Genomic DNA, 12,791 nt, shown 5'->3' with positions numbered 1-12,791 from the left:
GTGTATTGAGCTCGGCGAGCCTAGGCGCTCAATTCGAGGTGCTGCGCGTCCACGATCCCGGCGTACCGCTCCGGACTGCACGTCAGCACGATGACCTGTCCGTCCCCGCCCACGGCGTCGAACACCTCGCCCATCCTGGCCAGACGGTCCGGATCGCTGAAGCCCAGGGCGTCGTCGATCAACACGGGCACGCCGTCCTCCTTGGCCACCAGCGCCGCACTGGCCAGACGGGCGACGATGCCCAGCTGCTCCTTCGCACCGCCGGACAGTGAGTCGAACGGCACCGTGCAGCCGTTGAGGGTGCGACTGAGGATGCGAAGGTCGCCGTCGATCTCGACCTCGAAGTCGACGCCGAACACGATGCGGCCCAACCGTTCCACCTCCGTGCGGAACGGCTCGACGTAGCGCAGGCGCGACTGGTCACGGTGCCGCGCCATCACCGAGTGCAACAGCTGTGCTGCGGCCGCCCGGCGCTGCACGCCGTCGTGCTCGGCCGCCGCACGCTCCTGCTCGGTCAGCGCCGCGTCCAACCGTCCCCGTCGCCCCTCGGTGCCGTAGACGCGCAGCTGCGCCGCCACCTCGCGAAGGTCACCGGTCACCGCGGCGTGGCGCTCGTCGAGCGAGGCAGCGGCGGCCTCGGCATCGGCCAATTCGGCAGCCACCGCCGCCGGGCCGAGTGCGGCGAGTTCTGCCTCGATCGCCGTCACTCCCGCCACGACTGCCTTGGCCCGCTCCGCGTCGGCCTCGACCTGGATGACTAGATCGTCGTCGGACTGCGTCTCACGTTGGCGGGCAAGGCGATCTGCTGCACTGGCGACCTCGGTGCGAGCGGTCTCCAACTTGGACCGCAGCACCGTCGCGGCACCGGTGGCGCGTACCGCCGCGGCGGTGGCGGCGGTGGCGGCCTCGCGCTGGGCCTCCTCGTGGGCCCGCGCGAGTCGGTGGGCGTCGGTCGCGGCTGCGAGCTCGGCGCGGATCACCTCGGCGCCCGGGTCGTCGACGGCGCCGGCCGCAGCCAGGTGGTCCTGCAGGTCGGTCAGGCGGGCGCGCAGGTCGGCGACGGAGTCGTCGCCCAGCAGCGCCTCGCCGATGGCGCGCAACCGGCCCACCGATGCCGACAGCTCGTGCCGGCGGGCGTGGACCACCCTCGCCGCCGCCACGTCCGGTACGCCCGCCTCCTCGAGCAGCGCGGCCAGCATCTCGCGCGCCCTGTCCAGTGTGTCCTGCGAATCCACCGCGGGCGCACCGGGAATGAGCCGCACCGTCATCACGCCGGGCAGTTCGAACGTGGCCGACGTCGTCACGTGCTGGGTCCACCCGACCCCCGGTTCGAGCTGCACGGGCTGGCCGTCGATCAGCACCTCGACCTGCGCCACCGCGTCGAGTTCGACACGCGCCGAGGCACGCTCGGCCTGGAAGGCCGCGCGTTCGGTCGCCAGGGCGGCCATCTCGACGTCGCGCATCACCTCGTCGGTCAACGAGATCAGAGCCAACTCCGCCTCGACCTCGGCGAGCTCCGCGGCGGTGGCGTCGACCTTGGCCAGCGTGGCGGCCAGCCGCGTCGCCTCGTCGCGGTGGGCGATCCGGTCGGCGGTTCGGCGCACGACGTCGACGTGGGCCGCCGCGTCGGCGACCTCGGCGCGCGCCACGTCCGCCGCTGCTGCGGCGGCGACGGCAGCCTCGCCGGCGGTGACCTCGTCGGCGGCGGCAGCCAGCACCGCGGCGTCGAGCTCGGCGATCACCGCGGTCCGCTCGGTCAGGTCGGCGCGCAGCCTGCGGCGCTCACCGAGCGCGGCTTCCGATGCAACGCGGGCCATCTCGGCCGGTTCGGCCAGTGCGCGTGCGCTCGCCAGCCGGTCTTCCAGCTGCGCGACGGCGGCTGCCGCCTCGGCCGCCGCGCGCCGCCGCGTCGTGGCCGCCACTCGCTGCTGCGAGAGCCGGACCACGTCGTCCGATAGAGCGGCGTGGGTGACGACGGCCTCGTCCACCTCGTCGACCGCGGCCTGATACAGCTCGACCTGCACACGTGCCTCGCGCACCCGGGCCACCGCCGCGGCGAGGGGGCCTGCCGCACGGCCCGTGGCGGTGAAGTACTGGCGGTACTCCGCGTCGATCCGGTCGACGAGCAGCGGCTCGGACCCGGACGTCGTGACCGCTTGGCCGGCCGCCGCGTCGAGCGCGCGGGCCAGCGCGTCGCACCCCGAAAGGTCCACCGAGGCAGTCGAACCGGACTGAAGGACCCGTTGCGCCTGCCACAGCTCCGCATCGACGGTCTCGGCGAGGATGGCGAGCACCCGCTCGTGGGCCTCGTCACCGGTGAGCTGCTCACGCTGGGGCGCCAAGATGGTCAGCCGCGTCTCGGGCCGCTTGTGGAATCGCTTGTGGTACTCGAACCGGTAGGGACCGGTGGACATGACGGCCGTGATCTCGGCGCCCTCGTCGACGTTGGTCGGCTTGACCTGCTTGACCTCCTTCTTGGTCGAGCGGTCCTTGGACTCCACCAGCAAGTCGAGCGCCTCGATCATCGAGGACTTGCCAATCTCGTTGGCGCCGGAGACCACGACCACGCCGCGGTCGGGGAACTCGACGTCGCGGTGGGCGACGCCCCGATAGTTGCGCAGGGTCAGGCGGTGCAGCTTCATGCCACCCCCCGCTCGGTCAGCCGCAGGAGCAGCGCCAGCGCCGCCCTCGCGGAGTCGGCCTGCGCGGTGTCGGTGCGCGCTGTCGCCACCAACTCGTCGACGGCCGCGGCCGCGAAACCACCGATGCCCAGATCGTCGAACTCGCCGTCGGCAGGCATCACGGCGATGTCGGTCTCCTTGTCCCACGTCCCGAGAGAGGCGAACAGCCGCGCGTACTTGTCCAGGCAGGCGTCCAGCGCCGCCTTGTCGGTCACCGTCAGCGTGCCCGTCAACGCGATCTGCACGACGGTTCGTTCCTTGTCGGGCAACTGGTCGAGGTTGATGTCGAGGTCGGCGACTTCCCGTGAGCCGTCCACGGATCGCCGCAACGTCACGAACTTCCAGCGACCGATCCGCCGGGCGTCGACGCGAACCCCGCGGTCTGGGTCGTGCTCGTCGACGTCGACGACGAGCACGTGGCCGGGATCGGGCTCGACGTGGTCGTAATTGGTGACCTCCTGGGATCCCGAGTACCAGATGCGACCGGTGGACCCCACCTGGGTACGAGAGTGCTTGTCGCCGAGGGCGACGTAGTGCACGGCGCCGCGGGCGAGTGCCGCCTCCACCGACGCCAACCGGATCAGGGACGGCTTGTCGCGATCGGGTTCGAAGAGATCCATGCCCCCGTGACCGACGGCGATCCGGGTGACGCCGTCGGCGGGAATCCCGTCGAGCACCTCGCCGAGCAGATCGGTGGTCGGCTTCTTCGAACGCCAAGGCGCCGCGACGATCTCGAGCCCTGGGCGCACCTCGAAAGTTCCTGCGCGGTCGAGGACCACGACGTTGTCCGGCCGCTCGGCGGTGAACAGCGCGCTGGTGTAGACCGACGACGCGTCCAGCGGATCGTGGTTGCCGGGAAGGAGATACACCGGCACGCCGATCGCCCGCATGGCCTCCAAGGACTGGCTGACGTCGCGTGGGGCGAGTTGATTGTGCTCGAAGACGTCTCCGGCGACCACGACGAACTCGGCGCCCGTCTCCGCGGCGACGGCACCGAGACTGGCGACCGCGTCGCGACGCGCTGCCGAATAACGGGGCTGCGCCTCGCCGTTGAGGAAGTGCCGAGTCATGCCGAGCTGCCAGTCGGCGGTGTGCAGGAAACGCATCCGGACTCCTCGGCTCTCTACTCGTGGGTCGTCGTGTTGACGGGCATGGCGAGTGTAGGTCGGCACTCCGACAAGTCAGCGGACCTCGGTCGGCATGTGGGTAACGTGATGTCGATGACGAGCCCCGAGCGCACCCTGATCCTGCTGCGGCACGCCAAGTCGGACTACCCCGACGGGGTGGCCGACCACGACCGGCCGCTCGCCCCGCGTGGCATCGGGGAGGCGGCGCTGGCCGGCGAGTGGATCCGGGCCAACGTCGCGCCGGTCGACGCCGTCCTGTGCTCGACGGCCACCCGCACCCGTGAAACGTTGGCCCGCACCGGGATCGAGGCCGTCACCCGGTACGAGGACTCGCTGTACGACTCCCGGCCCGGCATCGTCCTCGACCTGGTCAACGGCGTCGCCGACGACGTCCGGAGCTTGCTGGTGGTCGGCCACGAGCCCACGACGTCGAGTCTGGCCTTCGCACTCGCCGGGCCCGGATCGAACCAGGACGCACTCGAACGCATGACGCAGAAGTACCCGACCTCGGCGATCGCGGTGCTGACGACCGCGCATCCGTGGTCGAACCTCGAGCTAGCCGGTGCGACCCTCGTCGACTTCCACGTGCCGCGCTAGTCGGCTCCTCGCGCGAGCGCTCGTCGGTGCTAGTCGGCTCCTCGCGCGAGCGCTCGTCGGTGCTAGCTAGTTGTTCGTGTTGAGCGTCAGCTCCATCAGCTTGATCGCCATGCCGCACGCGTCGACGCCTGGCACCTGCGGGTTGACCCACCACCCGACCACGCCGGCCGCGTCACTGGCCACGCCGCATGCGCCGCTGGCGTCGTTGGGCTTCATCACGATCGACTGCACGCCCGCGACCGAGCGGCTCTCGACCTGATACTTCAGGAAGTCGGCGACCTTGCGTTCGTTGTCGAGGCTGCCCTGCTCGAACCAGAACCGGGTGATGTCGATGAGTCCCGCGGGATTGAGCGCCTGCCACCGGCACAGCGCGCCGACGAAGGTGCTCTGGATGTCCAGCGGATCGGCACCGACGGTCTTGGCGAGGACGTCGGTGGTCAGGACGTCGCATTCCTTCAGCAGGTTGGGGTAGGTCTTCGCGGAGTTGTCGTTGCGAGCCGTGCCGCCCCCGGCACCTGCCTTCACGGCCTGTCCCGTGACGTCACGCGAGCAACCGACGAGCATCGTGATCGTAGCGAGGATGGCGACCAGCGCCGCCAGGACCCGGCGGAGGGCAGGAGCGTAGCGACCGGGGAACTGATACCGAGGCGCGCTCACTTGGAGTTCACGATCGACTGGCGGGTGAGTTCCTTGGCGACGTCGCACGCATCCGGGAACGGCTTCTCGGTGAAGTTCACCGACCACTCGATGAAGTCGTCGTCGAACTGAATGCCGATCTCGCACAGTGAGGTGCCCAGTTGGGGATCGTCGTTCTTGGCGATGAACCCGTCATGACCTTCGATGTTGATGTCCTCCACGCTGGTGCGCGACAGCTCCTCGGTCTTGCGTTCGCGCCCGATGGGGCTCCCGCGATACCAGTTGAAGGAGAAGTGGGGACCGAGGATGCCGCCGCCGAGCAGCCACTGGCAGCCCACCGACGTCTTGGCGGTGTTGACCAATCCGTTGATCTTGGTCTGCTGCGCCATGGTCTCGTCGGTGATGCCGCCACACTCGGGGAACATGTTTCCGTGCTTGGCGTCGCCCGCGGGTGCGGGTGCCGACGAACTGGCGGGACCGCTGGCCTGGTCGGAGCTGCCCGAACACGCCGCAACCAATGCGATCACGGCGGCCGCGAGCAGCGCCAGCGCCTTCGTGTTGCGTCCGCCGAGGCGGTGGCCGCGTCTTCCCGTCACGCCCGACACTGTAGCGGCAGCCTCTGGGCACAACCACCGACATGCCGACTGACCTGGAGCTTTCTAAGGAAATCCACGGGTGTCGGCGCAGCGGCCCGGGTGTGCGACAGTTGCGGAATGCTCTGGGCGTTGCTGCGACGGTATGCGGGGCCCTACCGCGGGGCGGTCGCCGTCGTCGCCGCGCTCCAGATGGTCAGCTCGCTGGCGTCGCTGTACCTGCCGACGATCAACGCCGCGATCATCGACGACGGCGTTGCCAAGGGCGACACCACCAGGATCGTCGAACTCGGCGCCATGATGCTCGGCGTCACCGCGCTGCAGGTGCTCTGCGCGATCGGCGCCGTCTACTTCGGTTCACGCGTGGGCATGGGCTTCGGCCGCGATCTGCGGTCGGCGATGTTCGGTCACGTCGTCGGGCTGTCGGCCGAGGAGACCGCTCGCTTCGGCGCCCCGACGCTGCTGACCCGCACCACCAACGACGTCCAGCAGATCCAGGTGCTCCTGCAGATGACCTGCACCATGCTCATCGCCGCACCCATCATGTGCGTCGGCGGCATCGCCATGGCAATCCATCAGAACGCCGGCCTGTCCTGGCTGCTGATGGTCAGCGTGCCGCTGTTGGGGTTGTCCAACTGGATCATCGTCTCGAAGCTGCTGCCGATCTTCCGTCGCATGCAGCGACTGATCGACGGCATCAACCGCGTGCTGCGCGAGCAGCTGGCCGGCATCCGCGTCATCCGCGCCTTCGCCAGGGAACCGTTCGAGCGCACCAGGTTCCGCGAGGCCAACGAGGCGCTGGCCGACACCGCGATGACCGTCGGCCGCCTCCAAGCGCTCATGCTGCCGTTCACCACACTGGTGATCAACCTCTCCAGCGTCGCGCTGATCTGGTTCGGTGGGCTGCGCATCGACGCCGGGGAGATGCAGGTCGGTTCGCTGATCGCCTTCCTGTCCTACTTCATGCAGATCCTGATGGCGGTGCTGATGGCGACACTGCTGCTGGTGATGCTGCCGCGCGCCTCGGTGTGTGCCGAGCGCATCAGCGAGGTGCTCGCCACCACGCCCGCGATCTCCAGTCCGGCGGTACCCACCCGCCCTGCCGTCGCCCGCGGCGCCGTCGAGATCGTCGGCGCCAGCTTCCGATACCCGGGCGCCGACCGCCCTGTGCTGCAACGAGTCTCGCTGAGTGCCCGGCCCGGCACCACCACCGCGGTGGTGGGGTCGACGGGGTCGGGCAAGTCCACGCTCATCTCCCTGATCTGTCGACTGTTCGACGTCACCGAGGGCGCCGTGGCCGTCGACGGGGTCGACGTCAGGGACTACGACGTCGAGACCCTGTGGTCGACGATCGGACTGGTTCCCCAACGGGGCTACCTGTTCTCCGGAACCGTCGCCGACAACCTGCGCTACGGCAAGGCCGACGCCGGCGAGGACGAGATGTGGGCTGCGCTGCGGGTCGCCGCGGCCGACGACTTCGTCGGCGCCCACCCCGACGGGTTGCATATGCGGGTTGCCCAGGGCGGCATCAACTTCTCCGGTGGTCAGCGGCAGCGGTTGGCCATTGCCCGCGGGGTGATTCGTCGCCCGGCGGTCTACCTCTTCGACGACGCGTTCTCCGCCCTCGACGTGCGGACCGACGCACGGGTCCGAGCCGCCCTGGCCGAGGTGTCCGCCGAGTCGACGGTGGTGATCGTCTCCCAACGCATCTCGACGGTGATGGACGCCGATCAGATCGTCGTGGTCGACGACGGTGCCGTCGTCGGAGTCGGGACGCACGACGAGCTGATCCTCGAGTGCCCCGTGTACGCGGAGTTCGCCGATTCTCAGGCCGTCGCGACGGGGGACCGCCGGTGACCGGGCCGGTCGGCCGTAGGCTCAACGCCGGTCTCGACGCACCCACCGAGCGGTCCAGGGACTTTCGTGCCACCGCGGTGCGGTTGCTGAACAGGCTGACGCCGCAACGACTTCCGACCGTCACGGTGCTGCTGCTCGGCGTCGTGGGCATCGCCATCGGCGTGGTGGGACCGTTGATCCTCGGGCACGCCACCGACCTGCTGTTCAGTGGTGTGATCGGCCGCGGCCTGCCCGCCGGCCTCACCAAGGAGCAGGCGGTCGAGGCGGCCAGGGCGCGGGGTGACGGCACGTTCGCCGACCTGCTGTCCGGCATGGACGTGGTGCCGGGACGGGGCGTCGACTTCGGCGCCGTCGGCCGCACGCTGCTTCTGGCCCTGCTGTTGTATCTGGTGGCCGCACTGATGGTCTGGATCCAGGCCCGCCTGCTCAACGTCATCATCCAGAAGACGATGGTGGCACTGCGGTCCGACGTCGAGGACAAGGTCCATCGACTGCCGTTGTCGTACTTCGACTCTCGCCAACGCGGTGAAGTGCTGAGCAGGGTCACCAACGACGTCGACAACATCCAGTCGTCGCTGTCGTTGACCATCAGCCAGCTGCTGACCTCGATCCTGACCGTCGTGGCGGTGCTGGCGATGATGCTGTCGATCTCCCCGGTGCTCGCCGCGATCACCGTGTTGACGGTGCCGTTGTCGCTGTGGGCGACTCGCACGATCGCCCGTCGCAGCCGGGATCAGTTCGTGGCGCAGTGGCGCAACACCGGGCGCCTCAACGCCCACGTCGAGGAAACCTACAGCGGGTTCACCGTCGTCAAGACCTTCGGGCACCGCGCCATCGCCGAGGAGCGGTTCCAGGAGCTGAACGGCGAGGTGTACGAGGCCAGTTTCCGGGCGCAGTTCCTCTCCGGGCTGGTGTCTCCGGCGACGACGTTCGTCGGCAATCTGAGCTACGTCGCGGTCGCCGTCGTCGGCGGGCTGCAGGTCGCGACGGGGCAGATCTCGCTGGGCAACATTCAGGCCTTCATTCAGTACGTCCGCCAGTTCAACCAACCGTTGACGCAGGTGGCGTCGATGTACAACACGTTGCAGTCCGGAATTGCCAGTGCAGAGCGGGTATTCGAGCTCCTCGACACCGAAGAGCAGACACCGGATCCCACCACTTCCGCCCCCGAGCGACGAGGACCGGGGCGGGTGGCGTTCGAGCACGTCGGGTTCGCCTACCGCCCCGGCACGCCGATCATCGAGGACCTGTCACTGGTGGCCGAGCCGGGCAGCACCGTGGCGATCGTAGGGCCCACCGGGGCCGGCAAGACGACCCTGGTGAACCTGCTGATGCGGTTCTACGAAGTCGACTCCGGTCGCATCACGGTCGACGGCGTGGACGTGACCGCGATGAGCCGCCATGCCCTGCGCTCCAGCATCGGGATGGTCTTGCAGGACACCTGGCTCTTCGGCGGCACCATCTACGACAACATCGCCTACGGCCGCCCCGACGCCGACGAACGGCGGGTGGTCGAGGCTGCCCGGGCGGCGCACGTCGACAGGTTCGTCGCGACCCTGCCGAACGGATATCAGACCCGCATCGCCGACGACGGAAGCAACATCAGCGCGGGCGAGAAGCAGCTGATCACCATCGCCAGGGCGATCCTGGCCCAGCCGAGCCTGCTGATCCTCGACGAGGCGACCAGCTCGGTGGACACCCGCACCGAGCTGCTGATTCAGCAGGCGACGGCCGAACTACGCCGGGACAGAACGAGTTTCATCATCGCGCACCGGCTTTCCACGATTCGCGACGCCGACGTGATCCTGGTGATGGAGGCCGGCCGCATCGTCGAACGCGGCACTCACGACGAGCTGATGGCCCGCCACGGCGAGTACTGGGAGATGAACCAGGCCTAGAGCTTCGGGCCCTCGGTGCGCAGGTCGTCGACGGTGGTCATGGCCTCGCGCAGCTTGCCGAGCCACTCGTCGGCATGCTCGCCGACCAGGCGCACCGACCACGCCAGCGCATCGGAGCGCGACCGGGCCACGCCGGCGTCGACCAGCGTGTCGAGTACCTGCCGCTCCGGCTGACGAAGACGCGTCATGACCGGTACGGCGATGTGGGTGAACAGGATTCGTTCCGACCCGACCTGGACGCCCCAGGCCACCTTGCGGCCGTAGCGGTGCTCGGCTTCGTCGGCGATCCGCATCCGCTCGGATCGGGTCTCCTCCCGGAAGCGCGCGGCGCGACCGGAGGCACGGGCGTCACTCTCCTGGCCGTCGGCGTCGGGAAGGTGCCCGACGACGGTGATCTCCTCGCGGTCGACGACGACCGTCGGGTCACCCGAGAACCAGCCCTCGGGTAGGCGTCCGGCGATCCATTCGGGAGCGTCGGTGGCGTCGGGCTGGTGGGACTGTTGCCAGCCGCCGGGGCGGCCGCGGTGATGTTGTTTCATGATTACATGATTACCTTGTAAGAGATGGAACGGAGCAGAATCCTCCCAGGGCGAACGGGCACGGTCGTCAGCGCAGCTTGCGCGTGACCGCGACACCGCCCCCGACGACCAACGCGATCAGCAGCAACACCGCCCATCCCGGGCCCGCCAGCCACCACACCGCGGCGAGGGCGACGATCCCCGGCGAGGCGAGGAACAGGACCATTCCGGGATGCTGTTTGACCACCTCGACGGCACTGCGGGCACGGGCCGGGTCGATCTCCTTGGACATCGCCCCAGCATGCCAGGACGCGCCCCGGCACCAGAGGCAGTTGGCCTAGGGTCTGGTCAGGAGATGCGACGTCGACCCGAGGAGTGACACGGTGACTGGACCCGGACAAGGAAGCTGGCAGCCCGATCCCGAGGGCCGCTTCGACTACCGCTGGTGGGACGGTCGCGGATGGACCGACCAGGTGTCTCATCAGGGTCAGCCAGGCCGGGCCCCGCTCGGTGGCGCCCCCGCGCCGCAAGCCCAAGCCCAAGCCCAAGGCCAGACCCAGCCGCCTCAGGCGTCGGTGTACGACCCCGGCCAGCCCGCCGGTGACGGATTCGCCGGTATCACGGGCGATCTCGTCGACGGTCGGTTCAGCGAGAAGGAATCCACGCCGATCGCCAACCAGAATTCGCGGATGCTCCGCGTTCGACTCGGCGAGCCGTTCATGGCCCGACAGGGGTCGATGGTCGCCTATCAGGGTGACGTGGACTTCGCGTTCGAGGGCGGCGGTGCGTCGAAGTTCATCAAGAAGGCGCTCACGGGCGAGGGCGTCCCGCTGATGCGCTGCCAGGGCCGGGGTGACGTGTTCCTCGGCGAACTCGCCCATGACGTCCACCTGCTGCACCTGACCGACTCCGGGTTGTCGATCAGCGGCAAGAACGTACTGGCGTTCTCCGCCAACCTGAACTGGAACATCGAGCGGGTCAAGGGCGGCAGCATCGCCACCGGCGGGTTGTTCAACACCACGCTGCGCGGCACCGGCTGGGTGGCGTTGACGACCGACGGGCCGCCGGTGGTGCTCGACGCCGCGGAGGCCCCCACCTACGCCGACACCAACGCCGTGGTGGCTTGGTCGGCGAACCTGCAGACGCAGTTGAAGACCAGCTTCAAGGCGGGCGCGCTGATCGGCCGCGGTTCCGGCGAGGCGCTGCAGGTCGCGTTCCACGGTCAGGGCTTCGTCATCGTGCAGCCCTCGGAGGGCATCCAGATTCCGCCGGCGTGACCGCCGTGGCACCGACGACCTGGGGTACCGAGGTCCAGAAGAGCACCTACGGCGGTCATCCCGGCCTGCTCTACGACCGGGCGCCGAGTGACTTCGCCGCGCTGATGGCAGGCACCGAGGTGTGGACGGACCGAACGTTCCTCGTGCACGGCGAGCGCCGCGTCGGCTTCGCCGGCTTCCGGGCTGCCGTTCACGGCGCGAGAGCGCACCTCGCCGGCCTCGGCATCGCCGCCGGCGACCGCGTGATGGTGCACGGCTACAACAGCCCGGAGTGGGTGGTGGCGCTGTGGGCGCTGTGGCTGTCCGGTGCGGTGCCGGTACTGGCCAACCGGTGGTGGAGCTCGGCCGAGATCGACCATGCCGTCGGCGTTCTCGCGCCCGCGCACGTGCTCAGCGACACCGCGCTCGACGTGCGGGCGCCGGTCGACGCGCTCGGCGACCTGCGCACCGTGTTCGACGGCCCCGCGGTCGAGGACTCCCCCGTCGTCGAATCCGACGGTGACGCCCCCGCGCTGGTGCTGTTCACCTCGGGTAGTTCGGGCATGCCGAAGGCCGTCGAGCTGTCCCGCCGTTCGGTGATCTGCAACCAGCAGAACATCATGGCGCGTACCGGTCGGCTTCCACATCTGCTCGACGACGGCTCGGCGCAGGTGGTCAGCCTGGCGACGACGCCGATGTTCCACGTCGGTGGCCTCTCGAGCCTGCTCACCCACTTCCTCACCGGCGGCAAGATCGTGATGACGGAGGGAAGGTTCGACCCGGGGCAAATCCTGGAGCTGATCGAACGCGAACGCATTCAGGTGTGGGGAGCGGTGCCCACCATGGCAATTCGCCTCCTCGAGCACCCCGACTTCGACTCGCGCGACCTGTCCAGCCTGAAGTCGTGGCCATTGGGCGGGGCACCCGTGACCACCGCACTGCTCGACCGAATCCGCACCAAGCTGCCGAAGCTGCGCGAGCGCGGACTGAGCAACACGTGGGGCATGACGGAGGCCGGCGGGTTCCTCACGGTCGCCAACGCCGGCGACCTCGTGCTGCACCCCGGGTCGGTGGGCAGGCCGTACCCGGTCGTCGAGATCCGGATCGCCGATCCGGACGCCGACGGCGTCGGCGAGGTGCTCGCGCGCTCCCCCACGGTGATGAACGGCTACGCAGGCGTCGACGACGAGGTCAACGCCGACACGGTCGACGCCGACGGGTGGCTGCACTCCGGGGACCTTGGGCACCTCACCGAGGACGGCTACCTGTTCATCGACGGCAGGAGCAAGGACGTCGTCATCCGGGGCGGGGAGAACATCGCCTGCCCGCACGTCGAGGCGGCGATCGCCACCCATCCAGCCGTCGTCGAGGTGGCCGCGCTCGGCGTGCCCCACCCGGATCTCGGCGAGGAACTGGTGGCCGTCGTGGTCCATCACGGTGGGGCCGAGCCGCCGACACCGCAGGAGCTGGCCCGCCACCTCGACGGCGTGGTGTCCTACTTCGCGATCCCGACGCGCTGGGAGATTCGTGCGGAGCCGCTGCCGACCCTGGCCGGGGAGAAGGTCGACAAGAAGCGGCTGGCGGCCACGTTCACCGGTGACTGACGGCCCGCCTACCCATACCCCCTA

Annotated in this window: 11 protein-coding genes; 5 read left to right on the top strand and 6 right to left on the bottom strand. The window is 69.3% G+C overall.

The genetic code is table 11. The features are described from left to right. Positions 1-20: 20 nt before the first annotated feature. Both H7K45_RS04970 and H7K45_RS04965 read right to left on the bottom strand, forming a co-directional pair. Positions 21-2,642 (bottom strand): AAA family ATPase, encoded by a 2,622-nt coding sequence (locus H7K45_RS04970; RefSeq protein ID WP_263994659.1) that lies wholly within the window; start codon positions 2,640-2,642, stop codon positions 21-23. Further along, on the bottom strand, positions 2,639-3,787 hold the full coding sequence (locus H7K45_RS04965) for a metallophosphoesterase family protein (RefSeq protein ID WP_263994658.1): 1,149 nt from the start codon (positions 3,785-3,787) through the stop codon (positions 2,639-2,641). Before H7K45_RS04965 ends, H7K45_RS04970 begins: the two co-directional genes overlap by 4 nt. Positions 3,788-3,901: 114 nt before the next feature. Here H7K45_RS04965 and H7K45_RS04960 point away from each other — a divergent pair, with 114 nt between their 5' ends. Beyond that, a complete protein-coding gene (locus tag H7K45_RS04960; RefSeq protein WP_263994657.1) occupies positions 3,902-4,405 on the top strand; it encodes a SixA phosphatase family protein in 504 nt (167 codons plus the stop codon). A 66-nt stretch (positions 4,406-4,471) separates the two neighbouring features. Here H7K45_RS04960 and H7K45_RS04955 read toward each other — a convergent pair whose 3' ends face one another. Beyond that, positions 4,472-4,969 carry a DUF3558 domain-containing protein gene (locus tag H7K45_RS04955; RefSeq protein ID WP_263994742.1) on the bottom strand — a complete coding sequence of 166 codons (498 nt, stop codon included), beginning with the start codon at positions 4,967-4,969 and terminating at the stop codon, positions 4,472-4,474. Between the two features lie 89 nt (positions 4,970-5,058). Next, a complete protein-coding gene (locus tag H7K45_RS04950) occupies positions 5,059-5,637 on the bottom strand; it encodes a DUF3558 domain-containing protein (RefSeq protein WP_372512503.1) in 579 nt (192 codons plus the stop codon). A 117-nt stretch (positions 5,638-5,754) separates the two neighbouring features. Between H7K45_RS04950 and H7K45_RS04945 the strand changes: the two genes are divergently transcribed. Then, on the top strand, positions 5,755-7,491 hold the full coding sequence (locus H7K45_RS04945) for an ABC transporter ATP-binding protein (protein WP_263994656.1): 1,737 nt from the start codon (positions 5,755-5,757) through the stop codon (positions 7,489-7,491). Further along, the gene (locus tag H7K45_RS04940; RefSeq protein WP_263994655.1) at positions 7,488-9,389 is read left to right on the top strand and encodes an ABC transporter ATP-binding protein; all 1,902 of its coding nucleotides are present in this window, start codon (positions 7,488-7,490) and stop codon (positions 9,387-9,389) included. Before H7K45_RS04945 ends, H7K45_RS04940 begins: the two co-directional genes overlap by 4 nt. On the opposite strand, the gene abmR is transcribed toward H7K45_RS04940, so the two are convergent. Next, a complete protein-coding gene (gene abmR, locus H7K45_RS04935) occupies positions 9,386-9,928 on the bottom strand; it encodes an ATP-binding transcription factor AbmR (RefSeq protein WP_263994654.1) in 543 nt (180 codons plus the stop codon). The genes H7K45_RS04940 and abmR overlap by 4 nt on opposite strands. A gap of 67 nt (positions 9,929-9,995) precedes the next feature. Further along, positions 9,996-10,199: a hypothetical protein gene (locus tag H7K45_RS04930; protein ID WP_263994653.1), complete on the bottom strand. Its 204-nt coding sequence runs from the start codon at positions 10,197-10,199 to the stop codon at positions 9,996-9,998. Between the two features lie 91 nt (positions 10,200-10,290). On the opposite strand from H7K45_RS04930, the gene H7K45_RS04925 reads away from it, so the two are divergent. Further along, the gene (locus tag H7K45_RS04925; RefSeq protein WP_263994652.1) at positions 10,291-11,184 is read left to right on the top strand and encodes an AIM24 family protein; all 894 of its coding nucleotides are present in this window, start codon (positions 10,291-10,293) and stop codon (positions 11,182-11,184) included. After that, on the top strand, positions 11,181-12,767 hold the full coding sequence (locus H7K45_RS04920) for a class I adenylate-forming enzyme family protein (RefSeq protein ID WP_263994651.1): 1,587 nt from the start codon (positions 11,181-11,183) through the stop codon (positions 12,765-12,767). The genes H7K45_RS04925 and H7K45_RS04920 overlap by 4 nt, the downstream gene beginning before the upstream one ends. Positions 12,768-12,791: the final 24 nt, after the last annotated feature.

It is taken from the genome of Mycobacterium yunnanensis, from assembly GCF_025823185.1.
Taxonomy (GTDB): Bacteria; Actinomycetota; Actinomycetes; order Mycobacteriales; family Mycobacteriaceae; genus Mycobacterium; species Mycobacterium yunnanensis.
This window is presented reverse-complemented; position numbering and strand designations above follow the sequence as displayed.